Source organism: Lysobacter capsici, assembly GCF_018732085.1.
In the GTDB taxonomy this organism is placed as follows: Bacteria; Pseudomonadota; Gammaproteobacteria; order Xanthomonadales; family Xanthomonadaceae; genus Lysobacter; species Lysobacter capsici_A.
Genome location: NZ_CP076103.1, coordinates 883,119 through 901,844, shown reverse-complemented (window position 1 = coordinate 901,844; position 18,726 = coordinate 883,119). Strand labels below are relative to the sequence as shown.

15 protein-coding genes are annotated in these 18,726 nt (G+C 68.1%); 7 read left to right on the top strand and 8 right to left on the bottom strand.

The features are described 5' to 3' along the window. Window positions 1-17 precede the first annotated feature (17 nt). The 7 genes from KME82_RS03655 to KME82_RS03625 form a co-directional block, all read right to left on the bottom strand. Window positions 18-716: a hypothetical protein gene (locus tag KME82_RS03655; RefSeq protein ID WP_215497322.1), complete on the bottom strand. Its 699-nt coding sequence runs from the start codon at window positions 714-716 to the stop codon at window positions 18-20. After that, entirely contained in the window at window positions 713-2,527 is a 1,815-nt protein-coding gene (locus tag KME82_RS03650; RefSeq protein WP_215497321.1) for a hypothetical protein, read from the bottom strand. The genes KME82_RS03655 and KME82_RS03650 overlap by 4 nt, the downstream gene beginning before the upstream one ends. Before the next feature lie 3 nt (window positions 2,528-2,530). Beyond that, complete coding sequence (locus KME82_RS03645) at window positions 2,531-4,999, bottom strand: hypothetical protein (protein WP_215497320.1); 2,469 nt, start codon at window positions 4,997-4,999, stop codon at window positions 2,531-2,533. A 310-nt stretch (window positions 5,000-5,309) separates the two neighbouring features. Further along, entirely contained in the window at window positions 5,310-6,974 is a 1,665-nt protein-coding gene (locus tag KME82_RS03640) for a S41 family peptidase (protein WP_215497319.1), read from the bottom strand. Window positions 6,975-7,025: 51 nt separating this feature from the next. After that, a complete protein-coding gene (locus tag KME82_RS03635) occupies window positions 7,026-7,343 on the bottom strand; it encodes a hypothetical protein (protein WP_215497318.1) in 318 nt (105 codons plus the stop codon). 44 nt (window positions 7,344-7,387) lie between these two features. Then, window positions 7,388-8,548 carry a C1 family peptidase gene (locus KME82_RS03630; protein WP_215497317.1) on the bottom strand — a complete coding sequence of 387 codons (1,161 nt, stop codon included), beginning with the start codon at window positions 8,546-8,548 and terminating at the stop codon, window positions 7,388-7,390. 402 nt (window positions 8,549-8,950) lie between these two features. After that, entirely contained in the window at window positions 8,951-9,583 is a 633-nt protein-coding gene (locus tag KME82_RS03625; protein WP_215497316.1) for a TetR family transcriptional regulator, read from the bottom strand. A gap of 130 nt (window positions 9,584-9,713) precedes the next feature. Here KME82_RS03625 and KME82_RS03620 point away from each other — a divergent pair, with 130 nt between their 5' ends. Then, the gene (locus tag KME82_RS03620) at window positions 9,714-10,370 is read left to right on the top strand and encodes an O-methyltransferase (protein ID WP_215497315.1); all 657 of its coding nucleotides are present in this window, start codon (window positions 9,714-9,716) and stop codon (window positions 10,368-10,370) included. A gap of 22 nt (window positions 10,371-10,392) precedes the next feature. Beyond that, the gene (locus KME82_RS03615) at window positions 10,393-11,259 is read left to right on the top strand and encodes an SDR family oxidoreductase (protein WP_215497314.1); all 867 of its coding nucleotides are present in this window, start codon (window positions 10,393-10,395) and stop codon (window positions 11,257-11,259) included. Window positions 11,260-11,485: 226 nt separating this feature from the next. Here the strand turns inward: KME82_RS03615 and glmS are convergent, their stop codons facing one another. Continuing rightward, on the bottom strand, window positions 11,486-13,318 hold the full coding sequence (gene glmS / locus KME82_RS03610; RefSeq protein WP_215497313.1) for a glutamine--fructose-6-phosphate transaminase (isomerizing): 1,833 nt from the start codon (window positions 13,316-13,318) through the stop codon (window positions 11,486-11,488). A gap of 188 nt (window positions 13,319-13,506) precedes the next feature. Between glmS and KME82_RS03605 the strand changes: the two genes are divergently transcribed. The 5 genes from KME82_RS03605 to KME82_RS03585 all read left to right on the top strand — a co-directional run bounded on the left by KME82_RS03605 (window position 13,507) and on the right by KME82_RS03585 (window position 18,574). After that, a complete protein-coding gene (locus KME82_RS03605; RefSeq protein ID WP_215497312.1) occupies window positions 13,507-14,790 on the top strand; it encodes an efflux RND transporter periplasmic adaptor subunit in 1,284 nt (427 codons plus the stop codon). A 2-nt stretch (window positions 14,791-14,792) separates the two neighbouring features. Further along, window positions 14,793-15,035, top strand: a complete 243-nt coding sequence (locus KME82_RS03600; protein ID WP_215497311.1) for a hypothetical protein — start codon at window positions 14,793-14,795, stop codon at window positions 15,033-15,035. A 203-nt stretch (window positions 15,036-15,238) separates the two neighbouring features. Then, window positions 15,239-15,997, top strand: coding sequence for an ABC transporter ATP-binding protein (locus KME82_RS03595; protein WP_215497310.1), 759 nt, complete (start codon window positions 15,239-15,241; stop codon window positions 15,995-15,997). A gap of 10 nt (window positions 15,998-16,007) precedes the next feature. Next, window positions 16,008-17,339, top strand: coding sequence for an ABC transporter permease (locus KME82_RS03590; RefSeq protein WP_215497309.1), 1,332 nt, complete (start codon window positions 16,008-16,010; stop codon window positions 17,337-17,339). A gap of 8 nt (window positions 17,340-17,347) precedes the next feature. Then, complete coding sequence (locus KME82_RS03585; protein WP_215497308.1) at window positions 17,348-18,574, top strand: ABC transporter permease; 1,227 nt, start codon at window positions 17,348-17,350, stop codon at window positions 18,572-18,574. Window positions 18,575-18,726 lie beyond the last annotated feature (152 nt).

Genomic DNA, 18,726 nt, shown 5'->3' with positions numbered 1-18,726 from the left:
CGGTCAAGGTCGGACGTTCATGGCTTGGGCAATCCCCAGTCCGCGGCGTCCGCCGATACGTGTTGCGTTTGCTGTTGCTCCTGGCCGCGTTCGGCGTAGGCGCGGATCTGACTGCGCAGGCTCAAGCCGGCGTCGGCTTGCTCGTCGCCGCTACGCAGCGACACATCCACGTCGAATGCTTCGCTCGTCTCGTGGCTGGCCGTGTGCCGGGTCGGCGCGGCGGCGGTGATCGCGTAGCGCAACTCCAGCCAGCCGCGTTCGCCGCTCAAGGCCTTGCGCACGCGCGCGGCCTGATCGGCGTCGAGCATGATGTTGAACGCGGCGTGGTACGGCGGCGTGCCCGACGAACGGGTCTTGCCCAGCAGCACATACGCGCCCTGCCCGTCGCCAAGCATCAGGCTGACCTCGCCGACCTCGACCGGCGCCGGCAGCAGATTCAACTGCGCCACCGGCACGCCGGCGCGCGCGGCCAGATCGGCGCGCACCGCATCGAGCGTCGCGGTCGCCACGCCCCACATGCCGGTGCAGGCGAACATCGTCATCGGCCCGGCGTTGATCAAGGTGAACTGGATGCGTCCGTCGGCGCCGGTGGCGAGCGTCGGCGCCGCGGCGCGGTAGTACCAGGTCGTCGCGTCGGCGCCCTGCGCGACCAATACCCCGCGAAGATTTTCGTAACCGTCGCCGGTATCGGCGGCGGCGTTCTCGTTCGAGCTCATGTCCCTGCTCCGTTGTTCGTCCTTGAGGCATCGCTGCTGCGCAGTCGCAGCGGCGTATCGGGTTGCAGCACCTCCGACCACGGCGACTGCGCGGTCCAGCGCCAGCGATAGCCGGAGCGGAACGGCGACAGCGCAAGCCAGGTCCAATGCGTGCGTGGGGTGGTGCGGGTGAATTTCAGCAGGCGGCGTCGTGCCGGCTGCTCGGTGCCGTCTTCCGGTGCTATTTCGATCACAAGCTGCGCCGCGGCGTCGTCGAATTCGCAGCTCAGCTCCAGTTCGCGCGAGCCGCTGCCTTCGAAACTGAAAGCGTCCAGACGCAGACTGTCGGCGTCGACCGGCGCCATCGTGCAGCTGCGGCCGTCCTGGCGCGAACGTGCGCTGGCGCGCAGTTGCGCGTCCTGGACATCGGCCGGAATCGCGAACGCCAGGCTCGGCGACACATCGTCGAGCACGCCGCGCACCGACCACGCCCGGCCCTTGCGCGTGCCCACGCATTCGACCTCGACATCGGCCTGGGCCAGGAACGCCGGTTCGGCTTCGACCGGCACGAATCGCAAACCGAAATCCTCCGCGTCGATCAGCAGATGCTCGCGCTCGGATTTGCGCACCGGCCCCTTGATCGATTCGGCGCGGCCGTCGCTGAGCACGACCGCGGTGGTCTGCCATTGATAGCTCAGCGCCTCCTTGGGACTCAGGCGCAGATCGACGCTGATCGGGCGATCCGACGCGGCCAGCGGTGTGCTGGTCTTGATCGTGAACATGCGCGCCGGCGGCTTGGCCGGCAGTTGCAGTTCGACCTGGGTCGAGACCACGCCGATGCGCCGCTGCGGCAGGTTCGGCCGCACCGTCACCGTGCGCCAGCCGCTGGCCAGCGCGCGCACGTCGTGACGGCGCACCACGGTGTCGTGCAGTTCGCCAGCCGGCAGCGTGCGCAGCGGACCGAGCGGATCGGCTTCGATCGCGAACAGACGCGGGGTCAGCAGCGGTTCGGCGAGATTCCACTGCACCGTGCCGCTGCGCATCGCCGCTTCGTCGAACACCAGGCGCACGCCGGTCGGCGCATCGGCCGCGGACGGCTGCGGCGTGGCGAAGCGCGCGACGATGCGATCGAGCACCGCATCGGCCAGCGGCTGCTTGAGGATGTCGCCGGAGGTCGCGGCCAGGCCCAGACCCAGGGTCTGCGGCGCGTCGATCAACCGTTGCCGCAGCAGTGCGTGATCGACGGTGGCCGCGCCGTTGCCGAGCGACTTGATCGCCGTCAGCAACGCGGCCGGATCGAAGCTCATCGTCAGCGGCAGGCGATCGGCGACGCCGCGCACGCGCAGCCAGGCTTGCGCACCGATCGCGAGCAGGCCGCGCTGCAGGGCGGCGACGAACAGATCGGTCGCCGCGCTGTCCATGCGCAGCGCCAGGCCCATCGAGCCCAGGCTCGCCGCGTCCAGCGGCAGCAATTCGCCGAGCGATGCAGGCAAGTCCAGGGCCTGCACCGCGTTCAAGCGCAGCCAGCCGCCTTCGACCGGCAGCGGCGACAGGGCTACGTTCTGCGCGGCGTCGAACGCGGCCTGGCGCGCGGCGTCGAGGCCGAACTGCGCGGCGAGCGCCAGCGACAGGATCGAGTAACGCTCCAATCCGGCGCTGCCGCGGTCCTGCTGGAAGATGTCCAGGCGCAGCGGCGGGGATTCGTCGAGCGTCTGCGCCGCCAGCTGGGTCGGCGGCAACACGAATGCGCCGGGGCGATCGTAGGCGGCATAGGCGACGCGTTCGCCGATCTGCATCGGCGCGCGCCAATCGGGATGGCCGGAAAAGGACATGGCTCAGACCGCGGTCACGAACAGCACGCCCGAATCGTCGCGGCGCCACGGCGTCGTCGGCGATTTCTGCCCGGACTTGAACACCACCGTCTGGCGGTATTCGTAGAACCCTTCGCTGTCCTTGCGCAACAGGATGTCCATCAGCGGCACCGGCACGTCGATGTCGACGCTCTGGTTGGCCGCGCCGAGCACCACCCGACGGTTGCCGCGGAACTCGACGATGATGTTGAGGATCTCGCCGCCCGACGAACCGGTGGCGATGTTCTGCAGCACTTCCGGCGCGGTCATCACCGTCACCGCGCGCACGGTTTCCTGGTCGATCGTGTCGTCCAGGGTGTATTTGAGGATCGCCTCGCCGTCGGGGATGCTGCGCACCGAGGCGGTGTTGAAGATCGCATCGGCCGGCGCGCTGCCGCTCAAGGTGTCGGTGGGCTGCACGGTGAACTGCAGGCTCTGCTCGGGTTCGACCTCGACCGGCTGGCTCAGGTCCAGGCCGTCGATGCGGCCGACCACCAGGCCTTCGCCGCGGGTGATCCAGGTCGGCAGTTGAGTGATGCGCAGCTTGCTTTCGGTCGCGTTGAGCAGCTTGACCACGACCGCGCCGGTCTGCGGATCGGGCGTCTCGATCGACTGGAACAACTCGCCTTCCATGTCGGCGAAGTTGAGCTTGACCGGCACCATCACGTTCTCGTTGATGCCGGTGGTCACCACCACGCTGCCCTGCAGCAGGTTGGAATTGGACGCGGCCATCAGCACGCCGAACACGTCCTGGAAATCCTTGAACTCGAAGCGCTCGTTGACGGTGAAGCCGTTGTCCCAGTCGATCGTCGCGGCCACGGTTTCCGAACGCACCGCGCCGTTGCGCAGCACCGCCATCTGCAGGCTCGACTTGGCGCGCAGCAGGCGCAGTTCGAATTCGCGATTGGGATTGGCCGCGCTCGCCGGCACCTTGTCGGCCAGCTCGCGGCGCGCGGCGAGCAGGCGCTCGCCGTCGGTGACCGGACGCACTTCGCAGGTCAGGTCGACCATCACCTGCTCGGCGTTGTCGCCCTGGTCGACCTGGAACACCAGCGACGGCGCATGCGGCGCCTCGCTGCGGCGCGCGAGCTTGAACGCGTCGGGCAGGTAGAAGATGCGGGCCGGATCGTTCAAGTCCTGGAAATACGCGTGACTGCGGCCGCTGCCGGCCGGATAGCGCAGCGCATGCACGACCCAGCGGCTGGCCTGCGGACCGTTGGCGCTGCCGGCCGGGTACAGGTACGGATGCAGTTGCGGTTCGAAGAACAACGCGACCGCCCAGTCCTGCACCTGGTTGGAGATTTCGTAGCGCGTTTCCGCCGCGGGCAGCGGCGGGGGCGGCGGTACGTCGTCGGGCATCGGCTCGGGCTGGACGATGATCGGGGTGCCGTCGAAGCGGCGCGCCTTGATCGTCGAGATCGCAATGCGCGGCGAGATCGGTGGCGGCTTGATGCCGACCGCGCGCATCGGCGCCACCGACGCCGTCATCTTGGCGGCGATGCCCGGGTCGAACGCGGCAGGTTTCGATACCATGCTCGCGTCGACCACCGCCGCGCGCGACATCAGCTGCGCGCTTTCCAGCGGCGCGCGCGCGAGCTGCATCTGGCCCTTGACCATCATCAGCTGACGCTTGGGCACGTCGGGCGACGCGCTACCCGCCGGCAACGGCACCGCGACGGTGAAACCGCGCGACAGCACCAGCTTGCACTGCGCGTCGTTGCTCATGAACGCGCGCAGCAGGCCGTCGCGATCGGCCAGGCTCAGCTGCAGCATCACCACGCAGCCGGTCGCGTCCTTCTGCACTTCGCCGGCGGGCAGGCGCTGTTCGATCGCGGTGCCGGGCACGCGATAGGTCACCGATGCGCTGCGCGTGACCTCGAGCATCTGCGCGGTGCGCGCGGCATCGGCGATCTCCGGCGCGGGATAGGTTTCCAGGCCCAGGCTCACCGCCCACAGGCCGTTCTGGCCTTCGGCGACGGTGACCTCATAGCGACCGTTGGCGTTGCGCAGGCGATAGCGCGGCAGCCAGTAACGTTGCTGCGGGTTGCTCGGACTCTCAAACAGGCAGCGGTCGTCGGGGGTCTGGGTCGGGCTGATCGGATGCTGCGATTCGGCGCGGCCGAAGCCGCCGCCGGTCTTGATCGGAAACAGGTCCGGACGCAGGTCGTTCAAGCGCGGGCGCAGGGTGCGGCCTTCCAGCTGCGCGACGATCGCCGGCTGCGCGCGCAGGATCGCCGGATTCACCCGCACCGCGCCGGGAATGAACGGCGGCGCGACGCGCACGGCCGGCGCGGGCGCGGCCACTGGCGGGGCGACCGGCGGGGCGACCACGACCGCAGGCGCGACCGGCGGCGGCACCACGATCCCGCCGGGCAGCTTGATCGGCTGCGCGGCCGGCGCCGGGCGGATGCCGGCGAGGACCTGGTTGATATTGAGCAGTCGACCCAGCGGCATGCGTTTCTCCTTGAAAGTTCAGCGCGGCGCGCTGTTCGGCCGAACGCAGCGGCGCCCGGTCCGGTCCTTGGTGTGGATCGATGCGCTGTCCGCGCCGATCACCCCCGAGTAAACGAGCGTGCAACGCGGGGCAGGACATTTCAGGAATGAAACGTTTTTGCTCGCCGGGCCGTGGCGAGCGCGGGGGCGAGGTCGTGGCCGGATGCGAGGGTGCGGCGCGAAGGCCGGTGCGCTTGCGGCGCCGATCGTCCCGCTGCGGGGGCGGGTTCGGCAAAGATCAGTGTGGGATCAACGCAGGATCAATGCGGGCTCAGCGTGCGCGCGACTCGCCGCCGGCCAGCCATGCCTGCGCCGCCGCGAGCACCGGATCGGCCCCGCTGCCGTCGCCGCCCGGCACCGTCACATCCGGCTCGATCTTGCCGCCGAACAGCCTGCCGCTGCGATCGGCGAACGTGGCCGTGGTCAGCAGCAGGGTGCCGCCATCGGGCAAGGCGATGGTTTCGTTGGAGGTCGAACGGCCGTCGCTGGGCTGGCCGAACGAACGCGTGCGCGCGCGGCCGCTGAACGCGATCGCCACCGCCTCGCCGGAACTGCTGGTGCCCGGCCCGATCAATACCGCGACCCTGGCCGCGCTCAAATCTGGTTGCGGCCAGGTCGCCGCGTTCGGCATGACCTGCTCCAGCCGCCACGGCCGCAGCGGCTGGCCGGGCGCCGGCACATTGCCGCCGATCCCGCCGGCGCCGAGCAGCGGCCGCAGGCCGGCCAGCATCGGCCACATCGTGCCGCCGCTGTTGCCGCGCAGATCGACGATCCAACCCGCGGACGCGTTCGGCGCGAGCGCGCCGATGCGTTCGACGATCCCGCGCGCGAACGCGTCGCGGTCGGCGTCGCGGCCGCCGGAGAAGCCCGGCACGGCCACGTAGCCGATCGCGCCGGCGAGCGGCTTGACCACCGGTTCGAAGGTTCGCTTCGCGCTGCCGGCGTTGTCACGCGCGGCCTGCGGCGGCATCAAGAAACTGTGGCCGTCGCCAAGCGCGCCGATCAATTCGCGCAGCAACGGATAGGCCGCCGAGGCGCCGCTGTCGGCGGTGAGCCGCGCGCGCAATTCCGCGTCGGTCCTGCCCCAGTCGATGCGGTCGCGATGCAATGCGCGGGCCTTGATCGCCTCGATCGCGACGTCGAACACCTCGCGCGCGCCGACGCTGCGGCCCTCATCGATCAGGCGCAGATCGGTCGCGGTCGCCTGTCCACCTTCGAGCAGTACCACGCCGAACAAAAGCTGCTCGGTCGCATCGGGCAGGTCCAACACCAGTTCGCGCGCGGCCGACGCGTGTTCGCCCGCGACCGGATCGCGCTGCGAGTTGGCAAACGCCAGCACTTTCTTGTCGGCGCCATCGGCGCGAATCCACAGCATGGCGCCCTTGGGCGCGGTATCGACCGTCAACCGCGCCGACAACCGCAGCCGACGCCCGCGCAACGCCGCGGCATCGATACGCATCGAAGCGCTGCCGGATTCGCCGGGCTTGGCCTGCGCCGGCCCGGTCAAGCGCACGCTCGCGCCTTTCGCATCGCTGGGATCGCCGTCGCCCTGCCCTTGGTAGGCGCCGCTGGCGCTGTGGATTTTCCACACGATCGATGCCGCTGCGGGCAGGGACGTCGCGGCCGGCGGAGTTTGCGCGGCCCGATCGGGAGTTCGCTGTTTCGCGGCGACGGATTCGGCCGCCTCGGCCGGCGCAAACGCACACCCGGCCGCCCACAACATTCCGATCATCCAATGCAGCCGCATGTGCGCTCCGAGTCCGATTCGTTCCTTGCGCACGGATCGTACAGCGCCGATTCGATCAAGCGAATACGCGGCGTGAATGATGTTGAAAGCAATCGGCTGGCGTCGGCGGGTCGCGCGACACCACCGTGGATGCAGTCGCGATCGATGGCTTGCATCGTGCGAAGGGCGACGACAGTTGCGAGATTTCATTCGAACCGGGCGAACCCACCAGCCGAACGCGTTACCCGGAGCGGGCCTTGTCTAGACTTTCTTCGCCCGGTGAATCATCGCCCCGAGCGGCGGCATCACGAAATCGTTGCGGATCGGCCCGGTCAGTTGTTCGAGCTGGTCCGACAACGCCTCCTGGATCGAACGCAGGCTGCCGCGACTGATGCCGAGTTCCTGCACGAACAGACTCGGCATGTCTTCGACCACCGACGGCAGGTAAGCCGCGTCCTTGATGCCGATCCGGTTCAACAACCGGACCAGCTCCGGCGGTGCGTGCAACACCTCGTCGACGACCCTGACCCCAAGGTCGTCGGAGGTGGTGTGCAGCAGGCTGTCGCTGACGATTTTCATGCGGCCTATCCTACCCCCAAGGCAGATGACAAGCTGAACCGGGTTTAGAGCGCAGCGTACTCCAACAGATAGCGATCGACATAGCTCGCCGAGACCTGTCCATAGCCCGGCTCCGGTCCGTGGACCCCAGGCGCCGGCAGGTTGGCGCCCCAGCGCTCGGACCAGCTGTTGCGCAGGATGAAATAGCCGCCGGCCGGCTCGTCCGGGTCGGCCGCGAAGCCGGTCAGGCAGACCGCGTGCGCGCCGTCCATGACCGCGGTCGGCGGCGGGTCCAGCACCTGTCCCAGGTTCACCGCGATCGAGGCGTCCCAGTTGCTGCGGCCGCGGCCCATCGGGTCGACGAACACCGGCAGGCTGACCGCCACCGCCCGCCCCTGCTGCAACAGCTCCAGGACCGGGACGGCCGCGGCGACCGGCGCGTCGACATGCACGCCGGCGCGGATCGAGCGGGTCAATGCATCGTCCAGCATCGCGGCGGACGGCAGGCCGGGACCGCCGTGGCTGATGTTGCCCGGATCGAAACGCTGCTCGTACTCCCACAACGCCTCCTCGGCGATGCCGTGCGAGGCGAGCACCGCCAGCGCGAACCGCAGCCAGGTGCCGTCCTGGTTCGGCAGGCCGTCGTTGCCGTGGGTCTTGATCGCCCAGTACAGGAACTGCTCCGACAGATCGAGGCGTTCACCGCGACGGCAAGCTTCCAGTTCGACCAGGGCCGCCACCGCGAACGCGACACAGGTGCCGCGGTTGCCCTGGTAGCGCACCGGCCACGGCAGGCCGGCGCGCACGTCCAGCGGCGCGATCTGGCTGACCTGCGCATACGCAACGCCCGGCGCCGCGGTGTCGTCGCCATCGAGCGGCACCGCTTCGCCGATCTGCCACGGCGAATTCGCCGGCGGTCGCGCACCGCGCCGGAATCGGCTGTCGTCGCGCCGCGGCTCCAGCTCGATCGCGGCCAGCGCGGCATTCATTCGCGTGTAGGCGCCGCCGAACGAACGGCTCAGGGCGAAGCTGACCCGCGGCGCGTCGACCAAGCCGTTCGCCGCGAGCCCGGGAAAGTCACGCAACAGGCTGAGAACGCGCCCGGTGTCGCGCGCACCGGCCTGCTCCAAGGTCGCCAGGCTGCGCCCGTCGATGCCTTGTTGCTGCAGCGCGGCGAGCACGCCGGTGTAGGTGCGCGATCGCAGCAGGGTCGACTCGAATTCCATTTCGTACTCCTTCCTGGGTGACTCGAACGAACAGGCGACGGATCGAGCGACGCGAAGGCGCTCGGCGGCGATGACGGACGATGCAGTTTCGGCGGGCGCGATCGCACACGCCGACATTCGAACCAGACGAGCCGACCACGCCGGGCATTCGCCGGTGCCGCGATCGCGGTGTGATCACCACGCATCCGCCGCTGCGCGGATTTTTGCAGAAACGACCGGGCAAAAGCCGCCGCGCGCGCCGCAGCGAACGCAATCCGCGATGGGCGTCACCTATGCGGCGGGTTGCGGCTGCAGTCGCCGATGGCCGAGTAGCCGCCAGGGCCGTCAGTCGTCCGACTGTCGCTCGCAGCGAGCCGGCGAGCGTCCGCCGGTTGCCGGTCGCCGGATCGACCGGCCGAACCCTCAGTCCCGCGCAACAGTTGCGATGTATGCGCAGAACATGTCCGCCATCGCATCCGAGTAAACCTTGATCTGCGCGGCCGTCGGCGCGGTGGTCGAGAATTGCTTTCCGACCGCGCTGAGCGTGGTGATGATCAGATCTGCGGCGAGCTTGCGCTTCGCCGACGATGTATCGGGCAAGACTTCGCGCATGAATTTCTGAAAAGTGTTTTCGCCGCGGGCGCGCGCCGAATGCGCCTCGGGCGCATCGCGATACAGCGGCGCGGCGTCGTTGAGCGCGCCGCGCATCTGCGCCTCGTCGCATTCCGAACGCACGAAGGCATGCACCAGCGCGCGCAATCGCACGAGCGGCGGTTGCGCGGCATCCTCGAGAATCAGGCGCAGCAGGTCGGTGGTCTGCTTCCATTCGTCCGTTTGCAGGCGGAACAAGATCGCGGCCTTGTTGGGGAAGTATTGATACAGCGAGCCGATGCTCACGCCGGCGCGCTCGGCGACCCGCGCGGTGGTGAAACGGGCCGCGCCCTCCTCGGCCAAAACGCGAGCCGCCGCTTCGAGCACCGCCGCGACCAGGCCAGCCGAGCGGCTCTGTTTCGGCTGTTTTCGCGAGGAAATCCTGGGAGTTGATCGTTCGGTCATGGCGCTGGAACGCTCGCTTTGAAATGCGAATAGTGAATGAGATGGATCAATCGTATTCTATCAACACGACGAATTAGTCGCATTTTTCAAGACGCGTCGCAAGGCGCTCAGCCACGATCCGAGAACCCCCATGACCACATTGACCGCTTCCCCTCTGGCGCCGTTGCTGGCGCAGTTGTTCGACCAGGCCGATGCCGTGACCAGCACGGCCTTCAGCGGCATTTCGCGCGACGAACGCGAACGCCTGATGCGCAGCAAGACCGAATACCTGGATTTGTACGGACGCCTGAAAGACCTGTGGCTTCCGGTCTCGCGCGAAACCGGCGCCTTGCTGTACATGCTCGCGCGCAGCACTCACGCCAGGACCATCGTCGAGTTCGGCACCTCGTTCGGCATCTCGACCCTGCACCTCGCCGCGGCGCTGCGCGACAACGGCGGCGGACGCGTGATCACCAGCGAATTCGAACCGTCCAAGGTCGCCAAGGCGCGCGAGCATTTCGACGCCAGCGCACTGGGCGACCTGATCGAGATTCGCGCGGGCGATGCGCTGCAAACGCTGAGCCGCGACCTGCCGCCGTCGATCGACCTGCTGTTGCTCGATGGCGCCAAGTCCCTGTACTCGGACATCCTCGATCTGATCGAACCGCATCTCGCGCCGGGCGCGATGATCGTCGCCGACAACGCCGACTATTGCCCGGACTACCTACAGCGCGTGCGCGCGCCCGGCAGCGGCTATCTGTCGGTTCCGTTCGCCGACGACGTCGAGCTGTCGATGCGGCTTGGCTGATCCTTTCGTTTTGGAGATCGCAATGCACGTATTCGTAACCGGAGCCACTGGCTGGGTCGGCTCGGCGGTGGTCGATGAACTGATCGGCGCGGGACACCAGGTGACCGGCCTGGTCCGCAGCCAAGACAAGGCTGCCGCGCTCGCGGCGAGCGGAGTTCATGCCGTTCTAGGCACGCTCGCCGACATCGATGTTTTGCAACGCGCTGCGGAAGCGGCCGACGCCGTCGTCCACACTGCGTTCGATCACGACTTCTCCCGCTTCGCGGAAAACTGCGAGCAGGACCGGCGCGTGATCGAGGCATTGGGCGCATCGCTGCAAGGGTCGGCGCGGCCGTTGCTGGTGACCTCGGGGTTGCTGGGACTGCCGCCCGGCGCGCACGAAACCGATCTGCCGAACTCGGGTTCGCCGAGAAAATCCGAGAGCGCCGCGCGCGCACTGGCCGAACAAGGCGTGCGCGCCGCGACCGTTCGCCTCGCCCCATCGGTGCACGGCCTCGGCGATCACGGCTTCGTTCCGATTCTGGTCCGCATGGCGAAACAGACCGGCGTGTCGGCGTACCTGGGCGACGGCGGCAATCACTGGTCCGGCGTGTATCGCCATGATGCGGCGCGCGTGTACCGCTTGGCGCTCGAGAGCGGCGTGACCTCGCCGGTCTATCACGCCGTCGCCGACGAAGCCGTTGCGTTCAAGGCGATCGCGGAAACGATCGGCAAGCGCCTGGGCCTGCCCGTGGAGTCGCGCGACCGCGAGCATTTCGGCTGGTTCGCCATGATGGCCGGCGCAGACATGTCGGTATCGAGCGCCTACACCCGCGAAGCGCTGGATTGGACCCCGCAAGGCCCCAGCCTGCTCGCCGATATCGATCAGCCGGGCTATTACGCCGGCTGATCGCTGAGCAGCAACAGCCATGCCAGCACGCCGCTGTGTTTTTACCGCAGCGGCAATCAAACGAAAGGGCTCCGAAGAGCCCTTTCGTCATGAGCACCATGTCGAGCACGCAATGGACGAGCCGACGTGTTGTACGCGCCATCGGTGCGGGCCCCCACCCGCACCGAGGTGCTGGACGCAACTATCGGTCAGCTCGAAGCGCCGATAGTCGCGACCGGCGCCCGCGTCATTCCACCGTTACCGCCTTGGCCAGATTGCGCGGCTTGTCGACATCGGTGCCGCGCGCCAACGCCGCGTGGTACGCCAGCAATTGCACCGGGATCGCATGCACCACCGGCGATAGCACGCCGACGTGGCGCGGGGTGCGGATCACGTGCACCGCCTCGGATTCGCCGAAGTGGCTGTCGAGGTCGGCGAACACGAACATCTCGCCGCCGCGCGCGCGCACTTCCTGGATGTTGGACTTCACCTTTTCCAGCAGGCTGTCCTTCGGCGCGATCACCACCACCGGCATGGCCGCGTCGACCAGCGCCAGCGGGCCGTGCTTGAGTTCGCCGGCCGGATAGGCCTCGGCGTGGATATAGGAGATTTCCTTGAGCTTGAGCGCGCCTTCCAGCGCGATCGGGTAATGCACGCCGCGGCCGAGGAACAGCGCGTGCTGCTTGGGCGCGAAGCGATCGGCCCAGCCGATGATCTGCGGCTCCAGGTTCAAGGCGTGCTGCACGCTGCCGGGCAGGTGGCGCAGCGCGTCGATGAACTCGGCTTCCTTTTCCGGCGACAGCTTGCCGTGCAGCTTGGCCAGGGTCGCGGTCAGGGTGAACAACGCCACCAGCTGGGTGGTGAAGGCCTTGGTCGAGGCCACGCCGATCTCGGCGCCGGCGCGGGTGTAGTAGACCAACTGGCTCGCGCGCGGGATCGCGCTCTCGGGCACGTTGCAGATCGACAAGGTCTTGTCGTGGCCGAGCGACTTGGCGTATTTCAGCGCTTCCATCGTGTCGAGGGTTTCGCCGGACTGCGAAATCGTCACGATCAACTGCTTCGGGTTGGCGACCGCGGCGCGGTAGCGGTATTCGCTGGCGATCTCGACCTGGCACGGCAGGCCGGCGATGGCTTCGATCCAGTAACGCGCGGTCAGGCCGGCGTAGTAACTGGTGCCGCAGGCCAGGATCTGCACGCCCTCGACGCCGGCGAACACCGATTCGGCCTTGTCGCCGAACAGCGACGCCGAGAACGCGCCGTTGTCCATCACCGCTTCGATGGTGTCGGCAATCGCGCGCGGCTGTTCGTGGATTTCCTTCTGCATGAAGTGGCGGTACGGGCCGAGTTCCAGCGACGCCAGCGACACGTCCGAGACGTGGACCTCGCGGCTGATCGGCTTGCCGTGCTGATCGAACACGCGCACCTGTTCGCGGGTGACCTCGGCGGTGTCGCCTTCTTCCAGGAAGATCACCCGGCGCGTGGCCTGCAGGATCGCCGACACGTCGCTGGCGACGAAGTTCTCGCCCTCGCCCAGGCCGACCAGCAGCGGACAGCCCATGCGCGCGGCGATCAGGCGGTTGGGTTCGCGCTTGCTGACCACGGCGATCGCATACGCGCCGACCAGTTCGCGCACCGCGGACTGCACCGCGGCCAGCAGGTCCATGCCCTGCTTTTGATGGTGGTGGATCAGGTGGGCGATGACTTCGGTATCGGTCTGCGATTCGAAGGCGTAACCGGCCGCGCGCAGGCGCTCGCGCTGCTCTTCGTGATTCTCGATGATGCCGTTGTGGACCACCGCCAGCTCGCCGAAGCTGATGTGCGGATGCGCATTGGCTTCGGTGACGCCGCCGTGGGTGGCCCAGCGGGTGTGACCGATGCCCACCTGTGCGCGGAAGCCTTCGGCCTGCGCGGCGCCCTCCATTTCGCTGACCCGTCCGGTGCGGCGCACGCGGCGCAGTTGCGCGCCGTCGAACACGGCGATGCCGGCCGAGTCGTAGCCGCGATATTCCAGGCGCTTGAGGCCATCGATCAGGACCGGTACCACATCGCGATCCGCGATCGCTCCGACGATTCCGCACATGCTGGGGCTGCTCCTACAGGGGGGAACCCCAATTCTATCCGGGCCTCGTTGCCGGCACGTCCGGCGGACATCGCGTCCGTCCGGACGGACACCCGGACGGCGGTGTCCGCCCTTGAAAATCAATAACTTAAAGTTGGCACGGGTTGTGCTTGGGTATAGGCAAGCACCCACTGTCGAGTCCACCGTCCATGAGCATCCGCGACACCGCCGCCCAAGATCACCGCGTCGCCGAAGCCACCGTGCAGGGCCGCAATCGCCGGCGCTGGGTGCTCGGCGCCGGCGCCGGCGTGATCGCCCTTGGCGCGGGCGCGTGGCTGCTGTCGGGCTGGAGCGCGGGCAGCCAGTCGATCGGCGCCGACCGCCTGCGCATCGCCCAGGTCACCCGCGGCGACCTGGTCCGCGACATCGCCGCCGACGGCCGCGTCATCGCCGCCAACAGCCCGGTCCTGTACGCCATCGCCGGCGGTTCGGTCGATCTGAAGGTCGTCGCCGGCGACGTGGTCAAGAAGGGCCAGGTGCTGGCCGAGATCGACAGCCCCGAGTTGCGCAGCAAGCTCGCCCAGGAGCAGGCCACCCTGGCCAGCCTGGAAGCCGAGGCCAGCCGCGCCGAACTCGACGGCGAACTGGCGCGCTCCACCGCGCGCAAGGAACTCGACCAGGCGCAGATCGAACGCGTCGCCGCGCAGCGCGACCTGGAACGCTATCAGCGCGCCTTCGAAGGCGGCGCGATGGCCGCGGTCGACGTGGCCAAGGCGCAGGACGAATTGAAGAAGGCCGACATCGGCCTGAACCAGGCCCGCGGCGACATCGATCGCCAGGGCCGCAGCGCCAACCTGGACACGCGCAACAAGCGCCTGCTCGCCGATCGCCAGCGCGCGATCGCGGTCGAAGCGCAGCGCCAGGTCGAAGCGCTGACCCTGCGCGCGCCGTTCGACGGCCAGGTCGGGCAGGTCCAGGTCGCCCAGCGCGCCAACGTGGCGATCAACGATCCGGTGCTCAGCGTGGTCGACCTGGGCGTGTTCGAAGTCGAGATCAAGGTGCCCGAAAGCTTCGCCCGCGATCTGGCCATCGGCATCCCGGCGCAGATCACCAGCGGCAACGGCCAGCCGTTCGCGGCGCAGATTTCCGCGGTCTCGCCCGAAGTGGTCAACGGCGAAGTGGTCAGCCGCCTGCGCTTCAAGGACAAGCAGCCGCCGGGCCTGCGCCAGAGCCAGCGCCTGAGCGCGCGCATCGTGCTCGACACCCGCCGCAACGCGCTGATGGTCGAGCGCGGCCCGTTCCTGGAACAGTCCGGCGGCACCAGCGCCTATGTCGTCGCCAACGGCGTCGCCACCCGGCGCGCGATCCGCACCGGCGTGAGCAGCCTGAGCAACGTGGAAATCCTCGAGGGTCTGCAGCCGGGAGATCGCATCGTCGTCTCCGGCAGCGACCAGTTCGCCAACGCCGAAACCATCCGTATCTCTGGAGAATGATCATGAACGCAGCCAACCACAGCACCGACACCCGCACCGACCGCAACGACGCTTTCAACCCGCAGTGGAGCTCGCAGGAACTGGCCGACGCGGTGCCGCTGCGCCTGCACCAGCTGATCGATTTCGATCAGGTCCGCGACGCCGGCGACGCGCGCAGCGCCAATGCCGAAACCGCGGTGCGGCGCGCGCCGCGCATCCAACGCTACCTGGCGGCCTGCGCGCTGCCGATGTTCGTGGTGCGTTGAGGGGTGACCGACACCCTGCGGTTCCCGCTTCTGCTTTAGCTCGTCATTCCCGCGAAGGCGGGAATCCAGGGCTTAACCGAGGTATGACTCTGAAGTCTCTGGATTCCCGCCTTCGCGGGAATGACGAGCGAAAAGCAAAGCGGCCGCGACAAAACCAAAACACTCATTACCCGCACCACTACAAGTTCAAGGAACCCACCCTCATGCTCGACATGCGCCAGGTCACCAAGGTCTACCGCACCGAACTCGTCGAAACCCACGCGCTGCGCTCGCTGGACCTGCATGTGCGCGACGGCGAATTCGTCGCGGTGACCGGGCCTTCGGGTTCGGGCAAGACCACCTTCCTCAACATCGCCGGCCTGCTGGAAACCTTTACCGGCGGCGAGTACAAGCTCGACGGCGAAGACGTGCGCGGCCTGTCCGACGATGCGCGCTCGCGCCTGCGCAACCAGAAGATCGGCTTCATCTTCCAAAGCTTCAACCTGATCCCCGACCTCAACTTGTTCGACAACTGCGACGTGCCGCTGCGCTACCGGCGCATGCCGGCGGCCGAGCGCAGGCAGCGCATCGAGCAGGCGCTGACCCAGGTCGGCCTTGGCTCGCGCATGAAGCACTACCCGGCCGAACTGTCCGGCGGCCAGCAGCAGCGCGCGGCGATCGCGCGCGCACTGGCGGGCACCCCGCGCCTGCTGCTCGCCGACGAACCGACCGGCAACCTCGATTCGCAGATGGCGCGCGGGGTGATGGAACTGCTGGAGGAGATCAACGCCGCCGGCACCACCATCATCATGGTCACCCACGACCCGGAACTGGCCGCGCGCGCGCAGCGCAACGTGCATATCGTCGACGGCATGGCCACCGACCTGACCGCCGAGCCCAGCCTGGTCCGCGCGCCCACGCCGATGAGCACCGCCATGGACGAGGCACCATCCGCCGGTGTCGTCGACACCACCCACGCCTGAGGTCGCGAGCATGTCCGGCAACAGCCAGTTCGCTTATTACTTGCAGCTCGCCTTGCGCAGCTTCAAGCGCAACACCGTGCTGACCGCGCTGATGGTGCTCGCCATCGCGCTCGGCATCGGCGCGGCGATGACCACCCTGACCGTGTTCTACGTGCTCTCCGGCGATCCGCTGCCGGGCAAGAGCCATCAAGTGTTTCACCCGCGCCTGGACGCGCGCGCGATGAACAATTACACCCCCGGCGACGAACCGCAGGACGACATGAGCCGCCTGGACGCCGAAACGCTGTTGCGCGAAGCGCGCGGCGACCGCCAGGCGATGATGTCCTCGGGCAACATCGCGATCGAGCCGCGCCGCGACAACCTGCCGCCGTTCCGCCAGGACTCGCGCCTGACCTCGGCCGATTTCTTCCCGATGTTCCAGGTGCCGTTCAAGTACGGCGCCGCCTGGAGCCGCGAGGACGACGAACGCCGCGCGCGGGTGGCGGTGATCGGCACCAAGCTCAACGACCGCCTGTTCGGCGGCGGCAACAGCGTCGGCAAGTCGATCTGGCTGGACCGGGCCGAATTCCGCGTGGTCGGGGTGATCGACGAGTGGCATCCGCAGCCCAGTTTCTACGATCTGACCTCGGGCGAACGCGGCTTCGGCGAACCGGAGGAAGTGTTCGTGCCGTTCACCGCCTCGCGCGATGTGCGCATGAACCCGCAAGGCAACATCGATTGCTGGGGCGACAACAACCTCGACAAGGAAGGCAACCGCAGCGTCAACGCCAAGTGCGCCTGGCTGCAGTACTGGGTCGAACTGGGCACGCCGGAAAAGGTCGCCGCGTACAAGCAATATCTGGAGAACTACAGCGCCCAGCAGCGCGCCGCCGGCCGCTTCGAACGTCCGACCGCGCCCAAGCTCGACAACGTGATGCAGTGGCTGGACTTCAAGCGCGCGGTGCCCGGCGACGTGCGCCTGCAGGTGTGGCTGGCGTTCGGCTTCCTGCTGGTGTGCCTGCTCAACACGGTCGGCCTGCTGCTGGCCAAGTTCCTGCGCCGCTCCGGCGAAATCGGCGTGCGCCGCGCGCTCGGCGCGACCCGCGGCGCGATCTTCGCCCAGTGCCTGGTCGAGGCCGGCACGATCGGCCTGGCCGGCGGCCTGCTCGGCCTCGTGCTCGCCCAACTCGGCCTGTGGGCGGTGCGGCAACAGCCGGTCAGTTACGCCGCGCTGGCCCGATTGGACCCGACCATGCTGTTGACCACCTTCGCCCTGGCCGTCGTCGCCAGCGTACTGGCCGGGCTATTGCCCGCCTGGCGTGCCTGTCAGGTCACGCCCGCCATCCAGCTCAAGAGCCAGTGAGGCCACGCATGGACATCCGCCCCATCCTGACCACGTTGCGCCGGCACAAGACCGCCGCCGCCCTGATCGTGTTCGAAGTCGCGCTGACCTGCGCGATCATCTGCAACGCCGTGTTCCTGATCCAGAGCCGCATCGCGCGCATGAACAGCCCCAGCGGCATGGTCGAGAACGAACTGCTGCGCGTGGGAGTGCGCGGCATCAACGAACAAGGCGACAACGAAGCGCTGACCCGTTCGGACCTCGCGTTGCTGCGTTCGCTGCCGGGGGTCAAGTCGGTGAGCATCGCCAACCAGGTGCGTTACGGCGATTCGTCCTGGAACAGCGGCGTCAACCTCACCTCGGACCAGAAGATCGCGAGCGCCAGCGTGTCCACCTACCTGGGCGATGCGCAATTCGTGAAGACCCTGGGGCTGAAGCTGGTCGCCGGTCGCGACTTCAATGCCGACGAGATGATCAGTTACGCCAAGTTGCGCGAGCCCGGCGCGAACGTCGCGGTGCCGTCGGCGATCATCACCCGCGCCCTGGCCGACAAGCTCTACCCCGGCCAGGACCCGGTCGGCAAGGTGTTCTATTCCTGGGGCGATGAACCCACCCGCGTGGTCGGCGTGGTCGAACACCTGCTGCGTCCCAACGACTGGATCAAGCCGGGTATGGGCGATTTCTCGGTGATCTTCCCGATCGAGATGGGCTACGACGCCGGCATCTATCTGCTGCGAGTGGACCCCGCGCAGCGCGATCAGGTGCTCAAGAGCGCCGGCGAGGCGCTGGTCAAGAACGGGCCGGTGCGCATCCTCAGCGCGAGGAACGCGCGGGTCGAGGACATGGCCGACAAGTTCTACCAGACCGATCGCTCGATGATCTGGCTGCTCAGCGCGGTGTGCATCGCCCTGTTGATCGTCACCGCGCTCGGCATCATCGGCCTGGCCAGTTTCTGGGTCCAGCAACGCACCCGCCAGATCGGCGTGCGCCGCGCGCTGGGCGCGACCCGCGGCCAGATCCTGCGTTACTTCCAGACCGAGAACTTCCTGCTGACCAGCATCGGCATCGTGCTCGGCATGGCGATGGCGTTCGCGATCAATCTGGCCTTGATGAAGTACTACGAGTTGCCGCGCCTGCCCGCGCTGTATCTGCCCTTGGGCGCGCTGTGCCTGTGGGCGCTGGGCCAGATCGCGGTGTACGGCCCGGCCAAGCGCGCGGCGATGGTGCCGCCGGCGCTGGCGACGCGATCGGCCTGAATCTCCGCTTCGCGCGTTACTAACGTCACCTCTCGCGGCTCGCAAATGTCAGCAGCCCGCGAGGGGTGACTCAGGCAAGCTGCGCCACCGATGCCGCGCTCGCCGTATCCATGACCTTATGCCCCGTCCGGCTTCGCGCCGGACGGGATCGG